The sequence below is a fragment of the Halomonas sp. genome, assembly GCF_034520545.1.
GTDB lineage: Bacteria > Pseudomonadota > Gammaproteobacteria > Pseudomonadales > Halomonadaceae > Halomonas.
In genome coordinates this window covers 635,792-654,510 of the sequence record NZ_JAXHNN010000010.1, presented here as the reverse complement: position 1 = coordinate 654,510, position 18,719 = coordinate 635,792, and the positions used below count along the sequence as shown (strand labels likewise).

The following is an 18,719-nucleotide window of genomic DNA, read 5'->3' as shown; positions in this document are numbered from 1 at the left end:
GCTATTTATCAATTTAATAGCCCTTGAAGGTTATAAGAGCGATAAATAGCCCAAAAGGGCTATAGAAGACTACCGAGCCAGCTCCCTCATGGCGCCCTCCAGTCCCTCAAGGGTCATGGGATACATGCGATCGTCGATCAACTCGCGGATCAGCTGAGTGGATTGGGTAAAGTCCCAGGCGCGTTGCGGCATGGGGTTGAGCCAGATCAGGCGCGGGAAGTGGTCGACCAGGCGCTTGAGCCAGGCCGCACCGGTCTCGTTGTTGAAGTGCTCAACGCTGCCGCCAGGGTGGGTGATTTCATAGGGCGACATGGCGGCATCACCGACGATGACCACCTGGTAGTCGTCGCCATAGGTGCGCAGTACGTCCATTGTCGGGATGCGCGCCCCATGGCGCCGGGCCTGGTTTCCGGCATTGCTGCGCCATAGTCCCTCATAGACGCAGTTATGGAAGTAGTAGGCCTCCAGGTGCTTGAACTCCGAGCGTGCTGCCGAGAAGAGTTCCTCGCAGGTGCGGATGTGATCATCCATGGAACCGCCCACGTCGAGCAGCAGCAGTACCTTCACCGCGTTGTGGCGTTCGGGGCGCATCTGCACATTGAGCAGGCCGGCGTCGCGAGCCGTTTCACGGATGGTCGCGTCGACATCGAACTCCTCCGCCGCTCCCTGGCGGGCGAACTTGCGAAGCCGGCGCAGCGCCATCTTGATATTGCGCGTGCCCAGCTCGAGGCTGTCGTCGTAGTCGCGGAAGCGGCGTTCGTCCCATACCTTGACCGCGCGGCGGTGGCGCGAGCCGTCCTGGCCGATGCGGATGCCCTCGGGGTTGTAGCCATAGGCGCCGAAGGGGCTGGTGCCGCCGGTGCCGATCCACTTGTTGCCGCCGGCGTGGCGCTCTCCCTGCTCTTCCAGGCGCTGCTTGAAGGTCTCGATCAGCTTCTCGAGGCCCCCCAGGGATTCGATCTGGGCCTTCTCCTCCTCGCTGAGCTGCTTCTCGAACTCGCGGCGTAGCCAGTCATCGGGAATCATCGCCTCTATGGCGGCGTCGAGGTTCTCCAGCCCTTCGAACCAGGCGGCGAAAGCGCGATCGAAGCGATCGAAGTGGCGCTCGTCCTTGACCATCACGGTGCGCGCGAGCTGGTAAAAGGCCTCCATGTCGGCGAACACCACACCGCGCTCCACCACTGCGTGGAGGTCGAGCAGCTCGCGCAGCGATACCGGTACGCCATGGCGCTTCAGGGTCTCGAACAGGCTGATGAACATGCCTCAGCGCCTCTGGTTGCCCTGGCGACGCATCATGAACGCCAGCCGTTCGAGCAGCGCTGTGTCCTGCTCGTTCTTGACCAGTGCACCTGCCAGCGGCGGGATCGCCTTCACCGGGTCGCGCTGGTAGAGAGACTCACGGGCCAGCTCATCGGCCATCAGCAGCTTAAGCCAGTCCACCAGCTCAGAGGTGGAGGGCTTCTTCTTGAGGCCCGGGGCCTGGCGCAGGTCGAAGAATACCTCCAGGGCCTCGGCAACGAGCTTGGGCGCGATGTCCGGAAAGTGCACATCGACGATGGCCTGCATGGTTTTGCGGTCGGGGAACTCGATGTAGTGGAAGAAGCAGCGGCGCAGGAAGGCGTCGGGCAGCTCCTTCTCATTGTTGGAGGTGATCACGATGATCGGCCGATGATGGGCACGAACGGTCTCGCCGGTCTCGTAGACATGGAATTCCATGCGATCCAGCTCCTGGAGCAGATCGTTGGGGAATTCGATGTCCGCCTTGTCGATCTCGTCGATCAAGAGCACCACCCGCTCATCCGCGGTGAAGGCCTCCCACAGCTTGCCGGGCTCGATGTAGTTGGCGACGTTCTCCACGCCCTCGATGCCGAGCTGGGAATCGCGCAGGCGGCTCACTGCATCGTACTCGTAGAGTCCCTGGGCTGCCTTGGTGGAAGACTTGATGTGCCAGGTGATCAGCCGGGTGCCGAGCGAGCCGGCCAGTTCCTCGGCCAGCAGCGTCTTGCCGGTGCCTGGCTCGCCCTTGATCAGCAGCGGGCGCTCCAGGATCACGGCGGCGTTCACCGCCTGCTTGAGGGCCTCGGTGGCCACGTAGGTGGAAGTGGAATCAAACGCCATGGGTCATGCCTCGGCTGGTTCGTCGAAGGGTCAGGAGTCAAACGAGTGTACGGAAGGGCGGCGGAGGGGACAAATTCGGTCGGCCGGCACGTGCACGGGTACACTATCCGCAGAGCGTACAGATGTCGACGTGATGGCTGGAAGGAGAAAGCGTGTGCAGAAAAACCTCTTCACATCGATGCCTTTTTCCCTGAAGGAAGAGCAGTTCGAGGAGCTGGCGGGCGGCAAGGACGTGAGCATCGAGCGCATCGTCTCGCGCGGCCACAGCTCGCCGGAGGAAGGGTGGTACGACCAGCCGCAACACGAATGGGTGGTGGTGTTACAGGGCCGGGCGGTGCTCGCCTTCGAGCAGGGTGAGGATGTAGAGCTCGCGCCCGGCGATCACCTCACTATCCCGTCCCACTGCCGGCATCGCGTCAAGTGGACGGACCCGCAGCAGGCCACCGTTTGGCTGGCGGTGCACTACTCCTGATCTGAGCGATAGGCCTCCACCAGAATCGCCGGGTCGTGCTCCGCGTGGCCACGACCGGCATGGGCGCGCATCAGCTGGGCGGCCAGTCCGCTCATGGGCGTGGCGCTGTTGGTGCGCTGGCTCTGGGCCACCGCCATGTCGAGGTCCTTGAGTAGGGTGCGCAGGTGCCAGGGCGGGTCGGTGAAATCGCTCGCCGCCATGCGCGGTGCGAGAATCCTGAAAGGGGTAGAGTCGGCGAAGCCGCCGGCCAGCGCCTCGGTCAGCCGACTGGCATCCACGCCGCTGGCCTCGGCCAAGGCCACCATCTCGGCGAGTACCGCTGCCTGGCAGCCGACGACCATCTGGTTGCATACCTTGGTCACCTGGCCACTACCCACCGGGCCCATATGAGTCACTCGGGCAGAGAGGGGAGCCAGCAAGGGCCGAATCGCCTCGATATCCTCGGCGTCGCCGCCGCACATGATGGCCAGGCTGCCCGACTCGGCACCAGCAACACCACCGGAAACCGGCGCATCTACCCAGCGCATGCCGGCTTCGCTCTCGAGCCAGTCGGCAAAGTCGCGCGTCGCGGCGGGATCGCTGCTGGAGAGGTCGACCAGCCGCTGGCCGGCATGACCGTGCTGAGCCACGCCCCCCTCGCCGAACACCACACCTTCCACCACGGCGGTGTTGGCCAGACAAAGCAGCACCACATCCACCGCCTCCATCAGCTCGGCGATGGAGCCGGCCACCCGGGCGCCGGCCTTGCCCAAGGGGGCCGCCTTGGCGGATGTGCGATTCCACACGGTCACCTCGAAGCCGGCCTCCAGCAGGCGATGCGTCATGGGATTGCCCATCAGGCCGATGCCGATGAAGCCGAGGCGAGGCTGGGTCATAAGGGTCTCCTGCTGAACGGGGTTGGAGAGGCAGCATGCGGGGTTGAAGGGTTCTTCAGCAACTCGGCATGTCCGTTGAGTCAGGGAGAGCGCTGAGGCAGGATGAGGAAGTAAGCGAGAGAACCAGGCAGCTCCCCGGCATGACCCGGGGGTACTGCCTCGCCATGACGCATCCGGGCGCTGAAAAGCGCTCGTATGGTGCAGTGCCGCATGATATCGGTTGCTCCGGGCCAGGGGCCGAACCTCATTTTTTCTTTAACCAACTGTATTAATTGAATAACTAATGATTCTGGCGCGATTCTCGCAAGGTATAAACATGATCGCCGAGCCAGAGTGGCGAATCACCGAGTGAGCTGGCGTGCTCCAATTGGTCCCCTTCGGGGGACCTTTTTTATCGAAGGCCGCTGTTCAGCGTGAACCGGACATCAATAGAGTGCCGCTGAGCCGTATGACCGGCGACGATTTCGCGACCTTGAATGACCAACTCTCACATCTAATAAGGCCAGCCAGGTGGCGAGAGCAACCACCGGCAGTATGCTTCATCAGATAAAGCGTAAGAGATAACTGGCAAGTGACCGCGTATTCATGTGTCCCTGTCATCCGATGGAACCCGCTGCGGTCCTCATGTCTCCTGACGCACCAGGTTGATCAGGCTGCCGTGGCGGATCATGTCGACCTGGCGAGACGAGAGGTCATGCTGCATGGCGTACTCCTCGTCCTTGGTGCGGTTGTGGAGGTGGATCTCCTCCCCCGCCACGAGGGCGCCGATGACGTCGTCCAACGCTAGCTCATCCCCGACCTCGATGGCATCGAGGTCATCGGGATTGGTAAAAGTAAGCGGTACGACGCCAGAAGTTGGCCCAGGTTCTGCCAGTGGATGCGCGCGAAGATCTTGGCGACGACAGCGCGCAGGCCGAGGTAGCGGGGCGCAAGGCGGCATGTTCGCGGCTCGAACCCTGGCCGTAGTTGTGCCCCGCCGACGACGACGTGGCCGTCGCCGTCGTCGCACTTCCGTGCGCGCGCTCGGGGTAGGTCTCGTCGACGACGTCGAAGACAGAACTCGCTGATCGCGGGGATGTTGCTGCGGTAGCGGCAGCACCTCGGCGCCGGCCGGCAGGATCTCGTCGGTCGAGACGTCGTCGCCGACCTTCAGCAGGACGGGCAGCTCGAGGCGGTCGGGCAGCTCGTCGAGGTCCGGCAGCGACGCGATGTTCGGGCCCTTGACCAGCTCCACCTCGGCCTCTGTCCTCGGCGCGGCGGCGGCGCGAGCATCTCGCGCGTTGATCGTGATCGTCGTCGGGCTCGCTCGACGCGTGGGTAGTCCATGTCCAGCGTGCGCGGGTCGGTGATCTCGCCGGTCAGCGCCGACGCCGCCGCGGTCTCCGGGCTGACAAGGTAGACCTGGTCCTCCGTGGTGCCGGAGCGGCCGGGGAAGTTGCGCGGCACCGTGCGCAGGCTGTTGCGGCTCGGTGGCGGGCGCCTGGCCCATGCCGATGCAGCCGTTGCAGCCGGCCTGGTGGATCCGCGCGCCGGCCTGGATGCAGCGTCGGCAGGTGGCCGTCGCGCATCAGGTTCTCCAGGATCTGACCGGCGAGGTGGGGTTGACGTCGAAGCGACACGCTGGATGCGCGACCTGCTTGCCGCTCGACGATCTCGGCGACGACGGCGAAGTCGCGATAGCCGGGATTGGCCGACGAGCCGACGTAGGCCTGGTAGAAGGGCTCGCCGGCGACCTCGCGTACCGGCACGACGTTGCCCGGACTCGATGGGCATGGCGATCAGCGGCTCCAGCTCGGACAGGTCGATCGCTTCGTGCACGTCGTAGTCGCGTCCTCGTCGGCCAGGAGCTCGCGCCAATCGTCCTCGCGCTCCTGGCGCTGCAGGAAGCGCCGCACCTCGTCGTCGGACGGAAACACGGTCGTCGTCGCGCCGAGCTCGGTGCCCATGTTGGCGATCACGTGGCGGTCCATGGCCGACAGACCCGCCAGCCCTGGTCCGTAGTATTCGATGATCGCCTGACGCCGCCGTCGACGCCGTGGCGGCGCAGCATCTCCAGGATCACGTCCTTGGCGCTGACCCAGTCGGGCAGCTCGCCGGCGAGCTCGACGCCCCAGACCTCGGGCATCGTGATCGCAGCGGCTCGCCGGCCATCGGCCATGCGCGACCTCCAGCCGCCCGGCGCCGATGGCGAGCATCCCGATGCGCGCCGGCCGCCGGCGTGTGGCTGTCCGAGCCGACCAGCGTCTTGCCCGGGCTTGCCGAAGCGCTCCTGGTGCACCGGATGGCTGACGCCGTTGCCCGGCCGGCTGTACCAGACGCCGAACCGTTGCGCAGGCGCTGCTGCAGGAACAGGTGGTCGTCGGGGTTCTTGTAGTCTTCCTGGATGAGGTTGTGGTCGACGTACTGCGCCGACAGCTCGGTCTTGACCCGGTCGAGCCCCATCGCCTCGAGCTCCAGCATCACCAGGGTGCCGGTGGCGTCCTGGGTGAGCGTCTGGTCGATGGTCAGGGCAATCTCTTCACCCGGGGTCATGCGGCCGGAGACCAGATGGGCATCGATCAGCTTGCGGGTCACATTGAGGCCAGACATGGTGCGCTCCTGCCAGGATGTATGTCTCAGTCTAGCAGTCGCCGGAAATGCAGTGGCGCTGGAGGGACAATGACTTACCCTGGCTAAGCCGTGCTCTGCGAACGCGGGGTCTGGCCAAACTGCAGCTCGGCGAGACGACGGTACAGCGGGCTCGATTCGAGCAGTTCATCGTGGCGACCGCTCGCCACTAGCCGGCCCTGATCCAGCACCAGTAGGCGATCGGCAGCGACTACGGTGGCTAGCCGGTGAGCGATCACCAGGCTCGTGCGGCCATGCATCAGGCGGTCGAGAGCCTGCTGCACCAGCTGTTCACTTTCGGCGTCCAGGGCGCTGGTCGCCTCATCGAGCAACAGCACCCTGGGGGCCTTGAGCAGTGCCCGGGCGATGGCCAGGCGCTGGCGTTGGCCACCGGAGAGCTGGACGCCACCGGGACCGAGCGGGGTATCCAGGCCCAGCGGCAGGGCCTCGAGGAAGTCCAGGGCGTTGGCATCTCGGGCCGCCGTTCGGAGTTCCTCCAGGCTGGCACCGGGTTTGCCATAACGCAGGTTCTCGGCGGCGCTGCCGGTGAACAGCGTGGGCTGCTGGGCGACCAGGCCTAGGTGGCGGCGCAGGTCCTGGGGGTTCAGGTCGCGCAGGTCGATCCCGTCGAGGCGAACGATGCCGCTGTCCGGATCGTGAAATCGCAACAGCAGCGCGAGCAGGGTGCTCTTGCCGGCGCCCGACGGCCCCACCAGCGCCACCCGCTCGCCGGGGCGGACATGCAGGTCGAGCCCTGCCAGGGCGGCTTGTGTGCGGCCCGAATAGGTGAAGTCCACGCCTTCCAAGCGAATATCTCCCCGTACCGGCTCGGGCAAAGGCCTGGGATTGATCGGTGCATGGATGGTCGGCCGGGTGTCCAGCAGCTCAAGCAGTCGCTCGGCTGCGCCGGCGGCGCGCTGGACGTCCCCGGCGACCTCGGCCAGGGTGGCCACGGCCCCGGCCGCCAGCACCGCATAGAAGACGAAGGCGGAGAGTTCGCCAGCGGTCATGGTACCGGCGAGCACCGCCTGGCCCCCCTGCCACAGCATCACCCCCACGGCGGCGAAGACCACCAGCATGGCGATGCCGGTCAGCCAGGCGCGCTGGCGTGTGCGTTGCACAGCACTGGCGAAGGCCTCTTCCACCCGCCGGCCATAGTCGTGGCGCTCGATATCTTCGTGATGAAAGGCCTGGACGGTGCGAATTCCCGCCAGTGCCTCGCCGGCATAGCGGCCCAATTCCGCCACCCGGTCCTGGCTGAAGCGAGACAGGCGGCGTACCCGCCGGCCGTACCAGAGAATCGGCAGCACCGTGGCGGGAATGCCCAGCAGCACGATAGCCGAGAGCCAGGGCTGGGTCACCAGCATCAGGATCACCGAGCCCACCAGCATCAGCAAGTTACGTAACGCCAGCGACAGCGAGGAACCGAAGAGTGTCTGCAGGACGCTGGTGTCCGCCGTCAAGCGCGAGGTGATCTCACCGGCCCCGCCGCCTTCCCCGTCGCTGGCCTCGAAGAAGCCGGGCTCGAGATCCAGCAAGTGGTCGAAGACCCGGCGTCGCAAGTCTCCGGCCAGCCGCTCGCCAATCCAGGTGACCAGGTAATAGCGCAGCGCCGAGGCCATCGCCAGGACACTGACCACCACGAGCAGCATCCCCAGTGCCTGGTTGAGCCTGGCTCGGTCCGCCGCCAGAAACCCCTGGTCGATGACCAGCCGCAGGCCCTGGCCCAGGATCAGGACGCTGGACGCCGCCAGTAGCAGCGCGACGCCTGCGAGCACCAGTCGCCAACGATAGGGGCGCAGCAGGCCGAGAAGTCGCAGCAGGATTCGCGGGTCGGGGCGTTGGGTCATTCGGGTCTCGTATCAGTAAGGCACAGGAGTCGCCCCGGCACAGTCACGCAGGAAGTCGGTACATTCCCGGGCCGCCATCGGCCTGGCGAAGAGATAGCCCTGCCCGGCGTCGCATTCCAGGGAGTGCAGGTAGCGGGCCTGCTCCTGAGTCTCGACCCCCTCGGCCACTACCTCGAGTCCCAAGCTCTTGCTCATGCTGATGATGGCATCGGCGATGGCGGCATTTTCCTGATCGAGAGGCAGCCCCTGTATAAAGGATTTATCGATCTTCAGGCGGTAGATGGGAAGCTTCTTGAGATGACTCAAACTCGAGTAGCCGGTACCAAAGTCATCGATGGACAGTTTGACACCCAGCGAGCGCAGGGCTTCCAGGGTCTGCATCGCCCTGTCGAGGTCTTGCATGAACACGCTCTCGGTCACTTCGAGTTCGAGATGACACGCCGGCAGTCCGGTTCTAGATAAGGCGTCGGTGACTTTTTCGATGAAATCCGGCTGCCGGAACTGGCACATGGAGACGTTCACCGCCATGGGGCCATCGACGAGGCCCTCGGCCATCCAGGCGGCCTGCTGCCGGCAGGCGGTCTCGAGGACCCAGGCACCGATCGGCACGATCAACCCGCTGTTTTCCGCCATGGGGATGAACTGATCGGGCGGAATCAGCCCCAGGGTCGGATGCTGCCAGCGGGCCAAAGCCTCCAGGCCGATGACACCCTGGATAGCGAAATCGAACTGCGGCTGATAGGCCAGGAACAGCTGGTCGCCCTCGATGGCACGGCGCAGGTCTATCTCCAGCATCAAGCGTTCGCGTATTCGCTCGTTCATGGCCGGGGAGTAGAACTGGTAGCAATTACGTCCCAGGTCCTTGGCCACGTACATGGCCGCATCGGCATTGCGCAACAATGAATCGGCATCCGTACCATCCTCGGGATAGCAGGCGATGCCGATGCTGCCGCTCAATACCAGCTCGCTGTCGCCCAGGTAGAAGGGCATGACCAGGGCGTCCAGCAATTTCCTGGCCACCGGAACGGCCGCTTCGGGTGAACCGATATCCGGCAGTACGAGGAGAAATTCGTCTCCCCCCTGACGACTCAGGGTATCCGAGGCGCGGACGCAAGCTTTCAGGCGCTGCGCCGCCTGGTGTAATACCTGGTCACCGAGTTCATGCCCCATGAGGTCATTCACCTGCTTGAAGCGGTCGAGATCCAGGAACATCAGGGCCAGTAAGGTACCGGAACGCCTGGCCTGGGCAACGGCCAGGTCGAGTCGATCAGTCAGCAGCAGACGGTTCGGCAGGCCGGTCAGGGCGTCGTGCTGGGCGAGATAGGCCAGCTGGGCTTCATTGCGTTTGCGCTCGGTGATGTCACGGATGAGCATGCTGGTGCGCACTTCACCGCTTTGCATCTGGAAGACCGATGTAGACAGCTCAGCCGGGAAGCGCTCCCCGTCGTAGCGGCTTAGGGTCAGGTAGAGTCGACTGAGTCGATGAATCTTGGCATGGGCAACATCGATATCAGTCGTCATATGGGTCGGTCCCCTGGCGGGTCCAGGATGGAGGCAAAGCGGTTTTCGGCTTTTCGGCAAGCCGCCGCAAGCGATGCGTCGAGTGTCTCATCTTAGCGAAGTGTGTGCATGTTCGTGATCGACGCAACCCAACCCCCTTGAAGCGGACAGTGGTCGGAATCATATTGCGATTTACACACCTCCTTGAAAGGACGTCCCGTGTCAGATTCCGTGATCCTCGGCTGCCCCCGTTGCAGCGCCATCAACCGCGTCAGCCGTAATCGTCTCGACGATGGCCCGACCTGCGGCAAATGCAAGCAGCATCTCTTCACTGGAGAGCCGGTGCCACTCACCAGCGACAACTTTCACCCCCTGGTGGAGCGTAGCGAGTTACCGGTGGTAGTGGATTTCTGGGCCAGCTGGTGCGGGCCCTGCAAGATGATGGCACCGATCTTCGCTGAGACCGCCCGCGAGCTTGAGCCCCGCCTGCGCTTCGCCAAGCTCGATACCGAGGCCGAACAGGCGCTGGCGGCACGTTTCGGCATCCGCAGCATTCCTACCCTGATCGTCTTCAGGAACGGCAGGGAAGTCGCCCGCCAGCCAGGAGTGCTGCAGGGGCCGCAGTTGAGGCAGTGGCTCGAACCGCACCTGGCGTGAAGGCCATCGGCATTTTAGGCGGCAGGGTTGGTGCGGAAGGCCACAGGCGATTGCTTGCAGGGTGAGTATCAGCCACGCACTGGAAAGGGGAGCGGCTATCGCTCCCCTTCGCGCCGTTGCCAGCTCCTGGCCGAGGCGCGAGAGGCGGCGCACTTGGCGCCTGAACCAAAGGGTCGGCAGCACCGTGGCGGGGATTTCTCAGCAGCACGATTGCCGAGAGCCAGGGCTGATTCACCAGCATCAGGTTCACCGTGCTCACCAGCATCACGAGGTTGCGAACCGCCAGCGACAAGGAAGAGCCGAACAGGGACTGCGTCGCCAGTGTCTGGTTGAGCCTGGTTCCGGGCCGCCGCCAGAAACCCCGGGGTCGATGACCAGCCTACTGGATGCCTCCAGCAGCATGGCGACGCTCGAGAGCAAAGGCTGCCAGCGATAGGAGCGCAGCAGGCCGAGCAGACGCAGCAGCACGCGGGAATCGGGTGGTGAGGCCATGGAGTTCTTGTTCACAGGCGTTGCCGCTACGATAGCCGCTTATGGAGGCCCCTGCATGGCGGCGGCGGGAAAGAAGGCAGCCTTATACCGCTGGATACGGATATCCGCTGCGTGCCTACCTTGACCATCTTTATGAATCGCTGGTAAATCTCCCGTCGGCATCGACGGCGGCAGGTGCTGCAGCTGGAGAAGTGACTGGAATCGCACCGGGTTCGTGTGTCATCGGTATGCTCTTCAGTATCAATGGCTCGTGATCTTCCGGGGCACCACCACGCAGTTGCGACCGCTCTTCTTGCCCTTATAAAGGGCACGGTCGGCGCGCAGCAGGCCAGGGTCGATGCTGGTCTCACCATCACCGACCCGACTGATGCCGACTGTCACTGACAGGTCTAGTAACATGCCCTCGACCTCTAGGGGGGTCAGGCATATGGCCTCACGCAGCCGTTCGGCGATTTCCCGAGCCGTGGTCAGGTTGGCCAACGGGAGAGCGATGACAAACTCCTCACCTCCGTAGCGGCCGATTATGTCGCTGTCGCGCAGTACCGACTGGCAGCGGGCGGAGACCACCGTCAGTGCCAGGTCGCCGATGGCATGACCATGTACATCGTTGATGGACTTGAAGTAGTCGATATCCACCATGCACAGCGAGAGGGGGGTACCGTCGCGGCGGGCTCGGCGGCGCTCCTGCTCGGCCAGCTTGAAGAAATGTCGGCGGTTGGTGATTCCCGTCAATTCGTCAGTTCTGGCGATATGGCGCAATCGCTGTTCCATCTTGTTGCGATGCTCGATCTCTTCCTTCAGTTGACGGTTGATCGAGCGTTCTTCCAGCAGGTTGTCGAACTGGGCGCGTTGTAGCCGATGAATCCTGGATACCGTCAGCAAGCACAGTAGATTGACGAAGCTCAGTAGTAGCACGTAGTTCACCAAGACCCCGCCCGGCAGTGGTGACCAAACAACCATTGAGATGAGGAAGCCGCCGAGCAGGTAGCTGTTGCCGGCTAGCATCCAGGGTATACGGTTGGGTATGAAGAGGTAGAGAGCCATGCTGGCGGCTACGATCGAAGCAAGATTTGTCATGACACCATCCGTCCGCAGGGGAATGGTGAATAGCAAACCACTGATGGCCAGCAGGCAGGCCAGGTTGATCGGAAGTGGAGATTGGGCCAAGGAGGGTCGCCGCCATACCGCTAAAGCCAGCAACAGGAAGCTGGCGGCGACCACGCTGCGCATGGTCAGTAACATCAAGAAAGCATCGCTCAAGCCCAGCAGACTATAGTCCGTCAGGCCGAAAGCGAGGAACAGACCGGTGGCCACCACGAGAGCGTGACGTAGTTGGCAGGCGTCGTGGGCCTGCATGGTTCGTCGGAAAAGGGCCTCCTTTGCGGAGTCCCGAAATTCGCCCCGCCAGTCGAGTTGGTTACTATTCCTTGTGGTGGTGCCCATTCGCACTTCCTCGAGGGCCGGTACGTGTCGTACATGTGAAGGCCGACCGCGCTCCCCTCAGCAAATTTCTTTATGAACTCCTGCCGTCGATGCCTGCGCTTTGAGGCAACCTTAGAGGGGAGCATGGCGAGAATTTTTGTTTCTCGCCAGCTATCTCGAGTAATTGTCAAAAGAGGCTCACATCCAGTGTAAGCGATCACTTACGCAGCAAGTATTAGCTATGGATTAGAACAAATTCAGTCGTTATTCTGCCTTGGCACCCAGCTTCTCCAGGCGGGTGAACCACTTGCGGCAGTCGCTTGAATCGAGCGTCTCAACCGACCCGATAAGCGTCTCGCGTACCGGTGCGAAGCCCACGAACCCCAGGATATTGCGTTCCAGCGACTTCACGCTGTGGGCGCGATAGAGATGGCGGTAGATCGCGGCCGGCATGCCCATGGTCACCACGACACGCGCCGAGCGTCCCTTCAGCCCCTTGCGACCCATAGGGTTGCCTTCCTGGTACTCGAAGGCGAAGTGGGGTCGCATCACCTGCTCGAGAAATCCCTTTACCAGAGCGGGCATGTCACCGAGCCACAGCGGGAAGAACAGCACCAGGTGCTCGCACCAGCGGATGGCGTCGGCTGCTTCGTCGAGGGAGGGCGGCATGCGCTCTTCGCTCCAGGCTTGCTGGCTGCGCAGCAGCGGGAAATCCAGGTCGGCGATCTGCACGGTGCGCACGTCGTGCCCCGCCGCCTCTTCGCCCAGGCGATAGTGCTCGGCCAGAACATGCAGCAGGTGAGCGAGCCTGGCATCGGGGTGGCCTTGGAGGATCAGGATGCGGCGCATGGCGTCTCTCTCGTGGCGGCGTGGGTCAGTGCCATAGCATAGTGGAACGGATGCCCGCGGATCACGGCACAGCGGCCATCTGCAGCTGTTTGCCTCGTTGTCAGTTCCTGGCAGGCAGTGCCTTCCTCGGATCAGCCCTGACGCTTGAGTTGTTCGCGCAGCTGCTTGGGCACCTGCTTGATGATCAGCCGGTCGCGGTCCTCGTCGTACTCCACGCCGGAGCCGAGCAGGTGGGAGTCGAAGCTGATCGATACCCCGCCGGCGCGACCGGTGAAGCGGCGGAACTGGTTGAGGGTGCGCCTGTCCGGCGGAATCTCCGGGGAGAGCCCGTAGTCGGCGTTGCGGATATGGTCATAGAAAGCCTTCGGCTGTTGCTCGTCGAGCACTTCCGAAAGCGCTTCAACGGTCATCGGCTCGCCGCGGCGTGCCTGGTCGCTGGCGTAGTCGATCAGCGCGTCGGTCTTTTCGCGGCTGGCCTCCTCGGGCAGGTCCTCCTGTTCGACGTAGTCGCTGAAGGCCTTGAGCAGGGTCCGGGTCTCGCCGCTGGCATCCACGCCCTCCTCGGCGCCGAGCAGAGCGGCGAAGCCCTCGGCGAGCTTCTTGCCACCGCGGTCGCGGGTCCAGGAGAGGTACTGTTTCGAGTTGCCGGCTTGCCACTGGTTGAGGTTGAGGAGCGCGGCCAGGCTCATTTGGGTCAGGTTGAGCTGGCGCGCCGGTACCACCTGCAATGCCTCATCGATGGCGAAGCCCTCCCGGTGGTGCAGCAGTGCGAAGCTCAGAAAGCGGGCATCGCCGACCTGGTGGTGGAGCACCAGCAGGTCGCCAGAGAGCGAGAGGTGGGCGCCGACCAGCGTGGCGATGCGCTGCGCCAGGTCGCGGGAGAGCACTGTGAAGTCACGGCTCCCCTCGAGGTAGCCCGTCAGTTCGCTGGCGAAGGGCGAACTCACCTCGCCCTCAGGGGTCGTCTCGGCGAAGTGGCCCCAGGCCTTGGGCTTGGCATTGAAGGCATCGTTGAAGCCGGCCAGCAGGTCGTCCAGGGCCGGGGAGGCGGGCAACGGCGATGTGGCGGGTACCAGGCTCATCGGCGTCTCGCCGGCGGTCTTCTCGATGCGATGAACGATGGCGTTGAGGATCGGCATGGCGCCTCCCGCGGTGATGGACGAGGGCCAAAATGATACCCGCAGGAAGGCGCCGCCGATAGGCGCGCTGCTGTCAGCGCCCTTCCAGATAGGCGGTCATCGACCCGGCCAGCAGCAGGTCGAAGTCGATGGGCTTGACCAGGTAGTCATCGGCGCCGCTGCGCTTGCCATCGACGATATCGCATGGATCGGAAAGCGCGGTCAGGAAAATGAAGGGGGTGTCGGCCAGATGAGGGCGACGCTCGCGCACTTCTTCCAGTACGTCGTAGCCATTGAGGCCGGGCATGTTGATATCGCAGAGGATGAGATCAGGTGCGCTGGCATCTATCTGCTGCAGCGTCGCCTCGCCATCTGCGGCCTCGAGTACCGCGTAGCCGGCCTCCCTGAGTTCCTCGCAGATGTCGGTGCGCAGGTCCTCCTGGTCCTCTGCGCAGAGGATCAGCGCTCGCTGGTGGGCGCGTTCAGGCTGTGACATCGGGCCATTCCTCCTGGTTGGCGGCGGGCAGCCGTAGAATGAACACGGACCCTTCACCGGGGGCGGATCTCACCTCCAGGTCGCCCTGCTGGATGCGCGCCAGGTGGCGAGCGATGTTCAGCCCCAGGCCGATGCCATCGGTACCTGCCGCATTGCTGCCACGAAAGAAGCGTTCGAAGAGTCGGGCCTGCTCGGCGCTGGGAATGCCCGGGCCCCCATCCGCTACTCGGCACACTGCCTGTCCCTCTTCTTGCGCCGTGGTGATGCGCACGGGTTGCCCGGCGGGGGAATATTTGAGGGCATTGGAGACCAGATTGGCCAGCACCTGCTCGGTGAGGGCGCGGTCACACCAGGCGAAGGCCTCAGGGCTGCCATGCGTCGTGGTCAACCGTTCGACGCCTTTCGCCTCTTCCTGAAGGCGGCAGAGGTGATCGACGATGGACACCAGCGAATGGCGGGTCGGCAGGGCCTCGACTTGCTGGCCATCGAGTCGCGCCGCGGTCAGCGACGACTCTACCAGGCGAGTCATCTGTTCCACCGCTTCGCGCAGCCGCTGATAGCGCTCGCTGCGTTGCTCGGCGGTGAAGTGTCGATTTGCGTTGCTCGGCGGTGAAGTGTCGATTGCGGCGAAGCAGGCGCTGCAGCCCGGAATCGATCACTGCCAGCGGGGTGCGGAACTGGTGCGAAACCATAGCCGCGAAGCTGCGGTAGAACTCGCTGACCCCGCGTTCACGATTCAAGGCGCGGGCCAGGGCATCGGCGGTTTCCTTGTAGCGGCTGATGTGTCTGGCGACTTCTCCCTCCAACTGGTCGCGGTGTGCCGTCAGTGCCCGCTGGGCGAGGCGTCGCTGGCGAAGGGCATGGACCAGCAACAGCACCAGGGCGAGTCCGCTCAGCGTGATGCCGACGACGGAACCGATGACCTGCAACAGGCTGCTGCGGTAGGTATCCAGACGGGCACCGGTGCTTTCCCACTCGGCCATCATGACGGCATTGGCGATGCGATTGAGGCGGGCCATGAGGTTATCGAGGTGCGGCATCAGGGTGTCGGGACGAAAGCGCGCCTCGCCTTTGATGTCGTCAACGGTTGTCAGCAGGGCCTGGAGATCATCAAGTGCCGCATTTAGCGGGGCCTCAAGTCCTTGAGAAGCGAGGTAGCGGCGCTGGGGTCCGTCGTCCATCAGCGTCAGTCGACTGGAGAGGATGTCCAGACGCAGTTCGGGGTCCTCGTCGCGGTGCCCCAGCGCGCGTCGGCTCACCGCCTGGTCCAGCCGGTGACTGGCGACCTGTGCCTGAGTGACCACCCACAGCATGTTCTCGTCGACGTTGTCGCGCATGTCGTTCTCGACCTGGAACAGCCGAATGAGCGCAAAGGCCAGGAAGGCAGAGAACGCCAGGATGGCCAGGCTGGCGACCAGATAGATGGGAAAGGGGCGCAGCCTGGGCATTACTCGATCTCGAGACGGTGGAGCTGCCATACCCAGCGGTAGTCGTAGCGGATGTCCTGGAGCTCGGCATGGTCGTCGCGGGGATAGATGATCCACAGCGGGCCCTTGTCGCGACGGGTCAGTCGTTGGTCGTCCATATGCGTAGCCAGGATGACGTCGTAGTCGTAAAAGTCCTCTACGGGGATCTCGACGATGTAGTCGTTGAGCGCGATGGCGACGGCGGTCTCGCCGCTGGTACCGAGCCACTCCAGTAGATCACGAACCAGAAAGCCTTCGAACTGGTTCACGCCGTCGGTAACGGACGTGGAAGTGGTCAGTTCACGACGCGGCAGCGTCTGGAGCAAATCGAGATCGAGATGAGCCTCGCCACCCTGGTTAGTGGCTGTTATCCGCCCGCTGACAACCAGCTTGACCTCTCCTTCTGGGGAGGCAAGTGGCCCTGCAGGGTTCTGGGCCAGTCCCGGCCCCGCCAGGAGCAACGTGGCCACGATAAGGCAGTGCCTGATCAGCATCATGTTTCTCCCGCTATTCACAATGTTGAGGTGTCTTCGCCCAGGCCATGCCGGTGGCTATTGATCCTAGCCTCCAGCTTGCGCGCCTACCCCCTTCAAATGAAGGGGGCCGGCATCAGGGCAAGGCGCTATGTTGTCGGGCAGGCATTCAGTCAAGGACATGGGGAGTACACGCCATGACAACCGGCACATTGCGCCAACCCGGCATCAAGGAACGCGTCGAGCAACTCGGCTATCTGCTCAAGCATACCTTCAGCCTCGTGGGGCGCGACCCGGGCATTCTGCGGCCCTGGATTCGCATGTCCCTCTACGCCGTGGTGATGGTCAGCTTGTTCTTTTACAGCGTGATCAGTATCTGGGGGAACAATGGCGGCACCTTGCCCCTGCTGTTGAGTCTGGGGATGTTCATCTATAAGTATTTCTATTACACACGCCAGGAGTTGCGGCAGAGCTGGCTTGTCACCGAGGCATTGCAGGGCCAGCGTCGATCCGCCGCGGACGCCAAGGCCAAGGTCAAGACGTTGAAGGGGAGCGCGAGAGGAATTGCCCTGCTCGATATGTTGCTCAGCGGCATGCTCAGTTGGACGCTACGTTCCGGTCCCGTCGGCGTACTGATGTCGCTGCTGTTGAAGGGCCTGCGTGAGGTGTGGGATCTGGTCAACCACTACCTGTTGCCCTCGGTGGTGGTCGATGGCCATGGAATCCGTGAAAGCGTGTCACGCATGGGTCGACTCAGGGAGAGCGTGCCCGAGACGCTGGTGGGTGTGTTCGGGATCGATGTGGCCTCTCGGGCCGTGGGGACCATCATGTTTCCCGTCTATGCCCTGACGCTGCTGATGGGGCTTGTCATCGGCATCTGGGTGGGCGATAGCCTGCCCAGCTATCTTCTGGGCGACCCTCTGGCGGGTACCGCCCTGGCCGGTTCCGGCCCGCTTCCGGAAACACTGCCCATCTCGGTGCTGCCGATTCTTGTCGCGGTATGGATCTCCAAGCTGCTGAGCGTAGTGCTGGAACGCATGACCACCTCGGTGAAGGTGATCTATTTCTCTATCTTCTATATGCGTATTACCCACGCCGACGACATCCTCGAGGATATTCGCGGTGAACTGGAGGCCTATCTGCGCATGGAAGCCAGTGATCCTGATCCGGTGGCGGCACCCGGAACCCAGAACGGGTAACTGCAAACGGGTAATCGATAACTCATAATTGAGGGGGAGAGTGCCATCCAGGGCATTGCGGATCTTTTGGCACCTTCCCACGAAAAGGAGCAAGGCGATGTGGGATTTTCGTATTGGACAGGCACTGGGGCTCATGCTGCGCACGCTGCCCTTCATCCTCTTTCGGCTGGTCGTCTATTTCGGTGCGGCGCTGGCCTATGTACTGATGACCGGTGTAGGAGCCGGCGTCGGCTGGGGCATCGGCGGCTTCGGTGACGAGGGTTTCCGCGCCGCCAGCACCTTCTGGGGCGGTGCGATCGGGTTCGGGATCGTTGGAGCGGTGATGTATGTGCTGCGCGAGTATTTGCTCTACGTCGTCAAGGCGGGCCATATCGCCGTACTAGTGGAACTGCTCGACGGCCAGACCTTGCCTGAAGGGCGCGGTCAGATCGACCATGCACAGACGGTAATCAAGGAGCGTTTCGGCCAGGCCAGCCTGCTGTTCGGCATCGACCAGCTGATCAAGGGGGTGCTGCGTGCCATTACAGGCCTCATGCGCGGAATCTTCGGGTTCTTGCCGATTCCCGGTGCGCGCCAGTTCATTCGCATCATCGAAGCTTTCCTGAAGATAGCCGTAGGGTTCATCGATGAGGTGATCCTGGCCTACTGCATCAAGACGCGTTCCGACAATGCCTGGGCCTCCTCCCGTGATGCCCTCGTGCTCTACGGCCAGAATGCCAAGCCGATGCTCAAGAACGCTGCCTGGCTGGCGCTGATCGTCTACGGTCTCTCGTTCCTGGTGTTCCTGATCATGCTGGCTCCGGCGGCCCTGGTGGCTTACATGATTCCCGGCGGCTGGTCCGCCACGGGGGTTATCGTGGCGCTGCTTTTCGCCTGGAGCGTCAAGGTGGCGCTGCTGGAACCCTTCGCTATTACCTGCATGATGCAGGCCTATTTCAAGACCATCGAGGGGCAGCAACCCGATCCCGAATGGGATGCTAAACTCGACGGTATGTCGAAGAAGTTTCGCAAGCTCAAGCAGAAGGCGGCCGAATCCACTGAGCGCCCCTCGTCCGGCGAAGCCGGTGCCTCAGCGGCCGATTCTCGAACCTGAGGGATTCCATCCCGCCACCCATGGCGGGGTTT

16 protein-coding genes and 2 pseudogenes are annotated in these 18,719 nt (G+C 63.3%); 4 read left to right on the top strand and 14 right to left on the bottom strand.

The annotated features are described in order from the left end of the window. Nucleotides 1–69: 69 nt before the first annotated feature. A complete protein-coding gene (locus U5L98_RS11725; protein ID WP_322558470.1) occupies nucleotides 70–1,260 on the bottom strand; it encodes a VWA domain-containing protein in 1,191 nt (396 codons plus the stop codon). A gap of 3 nt (nucleotides 1,261–1,263) precedes the next feature. Then, nucleotides 1,264–2,118, bottom strand: coding sequence for a MoxR family ATPase (locus U5L98_RS11720; protein WP_322558469.1), 855 nt, complete (start codon nucleotides 2,116–2,118; stop codon nucleotides 1,264–1,266). A 154-nt stretch (nucleotides 2,119–2,272) separates the two neighbouring features. Here U5L98_RS11720 and U5L98_RS11715 point away from each other — a divergent pair, with 154 nt between their 5' ends. Further along, complete coding sequence (locus U5L98_RS11715) at nucleotides 2,273–2,590, top strand: cupin domain-containing protein (RefSeq protein WP_322558468.1); 318 nt, start codon at nucleotides 2,273–2,275, stop codon at nucleotides 2,588–2,590. Here U5L98_RS11715 and U5L98_RS11710 read toward each other — a convergent pair. The 5 genes and pseudogenes from U5L98_RS11710 to U5L98_RS11690 form a co-directional block, all read right to left on the bottom strand. Continuing rightward, nucleotides 2,581–3,465, bottom strand: a complete 885-nt coding sequence (locus U5L98_RS11710) for an NAD(P)-dependent oxidoreductase (protein WP_322558467.1) — start codon at nucleotides 3,463–3,465, stop codon at nucleotides 2,581–2,583. The two genes, U5L98_RS11715 and U5L98_RS11710, sit on opposite strands and share 10 nt — an antisense overlap. 815 nt (nucleotides 3,466–4,280) lie before the next feature. Then, nucleotides 4,281–4,418: pseudogene (locus tag U5L98_RS11705) on the bottom strand (hypothetical protein); the annotation flags it as partial. A gap of 825 nt (nucleotides 4,419–5,243) precedes the next feature. Next, a pseudogene (locus tag U5L98_RS11700) lies at nucleotides 5,244–5,743 on the bottom strand (aconitase family protein). Between the two features lie 394 nt (nucleotides 5,744–6,137). Beyond that, on the bottom strand, nucleotides 6,138–7,922 hold the full coding sequence (locus U5L98_RS11695) for an ABC transporter transmembrane domain-containing protein (RefSeq protein ID WP_322558466.1): 1,785 nt from the start codon (nucleotides 7,920–7,922) through the stop codon (nucleotides 6,138–6,140). A gap of 12 nt (nucleotides 7,923–7,934) precedes the next feature. After that, nucleotides 7,935–9,443, bottom strand: a complete 1,509-nt coding sequence (locus U5L98_RS11690) for a putative bifunctional diguanylate cyclase/phosphodiesterase (RefSeq protein ID WP_322558465.1) — start codon at nucleotides 9,441–9,443, stop codon at nucleotides 7,935–7,937. A 198-nt stretch (nucleotides 9,444–9,641) separates the two neighbouring features. Here U5L98_RS11690 and trxC point away from each other — a divergent pair, with 198 nt between their 5' ends. Beyond that, a complete protein-coding gene (gene trxC, locus U5L98_RS11685; protein WP_322558464.1) occupies nucleotides 9,642–10,079 on the top strand; it encodes a thioredoxin TrxC in 438 nt (145 codons plus the stop codon). A 732-nt stretch (nucleotides 10,080–10,811) separates the two neighbouring features. Here the strand turns inward: trxC and U5L98_RS11680 are convergent. From U5L98_RS11680 to U5L98_RS11650, 7 genes are all read right to left on the bottom strand, one after another. Then, entirely contained in the window at nucleotides 10,812–12,014 is a 1,203-nt protein-coding gene (locus tag U5L98_RS11680; RefSeq protein WP_322558463.1) for a GGDEF domain-containing protein, read from the bottom strand. 243 nt (nucleotides 12,015–12,257) lie between these two features. After that, a complete protein-coding gene (locus U5L98_RS11675; protein ID WP_322558462.1) occupies nucleotides 12,258–12,842 on the bottom strand; it encodes an NAD(P)H-dependent oxidoreductase in 585 nt (194 codons plus the stop codon). A 131-nt stretch (nucleotides 12,843–12,973) separates the two neighbouring features. Further along, a complete protein-coding gene (gene yejK / locus U5L98_RS11670) occupies nucleotides 12,974–13,981 on the bottom strand; it encodes a nucleoid-associated protein YejK (RefSeq protein ID WP_322558461.1) in 1,008 nt (335 codons plus the stop codon). Between the two features lie 73 nt (nucleotides 13,982–14,054). After that, on the bottom strand, nucleotides 14,055–14,456 hold the full coding sequence (locus U5L98_RS11665; protein WP_322558460.1) for a response regulator: 402 nt from the start codon (nucleotides 14,454–14,456) through the stop codon (nucleotides 14,055–14,057). After that, a complete protein-coding gene (locus U5L98_RS11660; protein WP_322558459.1) occupies nucleotides 14,443–14,844 on the bottom strand; it encodes a sensor histidine kinase in 402 nt (133 codons plus the stop codon). The genes U5L98_RS11665 and U5L98_RS11660 overlap by 14 nt, the downstream gene beginning before the upstream one ends. Then, on the bottom strand, nucleotides 14,819–15,904 hold the full coding sequence (locus tag U5L98_RS11655; protein ID WP_322558458.1) for a hypothetical protein: 1,086 nt from the start codon (nucleotides 15,902–15,904) through the stop codon (nucleotides 14,819–14,821). The genes U5L98_RS11660 and U5L98_RS11655 overlap by 26 nt, the downstream gene beginning before the upstream one ends. Further along, nucleotides 15,904–16,419: a molybdopterin-dependent oxidoreductase gene (locus U5L98_RS11650; protein ID WP_322558457.1), complete on the bottom strand. Its 516-nt coding sequence runs from the start codon at nucleotides 16,417–16,419 to the stop codon at nucleotides 15,904–15,906. Before U5L98_RS11650 ends, U5L98_RS11655 begins: the two co-directional genes overlap by 1 nt. 173 nt (nucleotides 16,420–16,592) lie before the next feature. On the opposite strand from U5L98_RS11650, the gene U5L98_RS11645 reads away from it, so the two are divergent. Both U5L98_RS11645 and U5L98_RS11640 read left to right on the top strand, forming a co-directional pair. Continuing rightward, entirely contained in the window at nucleotides 16,593–17,594 is a 1,002-nt protein-coding gene (locus U5L98_RS11645) for a hypothetical protein (protein ID WP_322558456.1), read from the top strand. Between the two features lie 97 nt (nucleotides 17,595–17,691). Then, complete coding sequence (locus U5L98_RS11640; RefSeq protein ID WP_322558455.1) at nucleotides 17,692–18,687, top strand: hypothetical protein; 996 nt, start codon at nucleotides 17,692–17,694, stop codon at nucleotides 18,685–18,687. The last annotated feature ends 32 nt before the right edge of the window (nucleotides 18,688–18,719 follow it).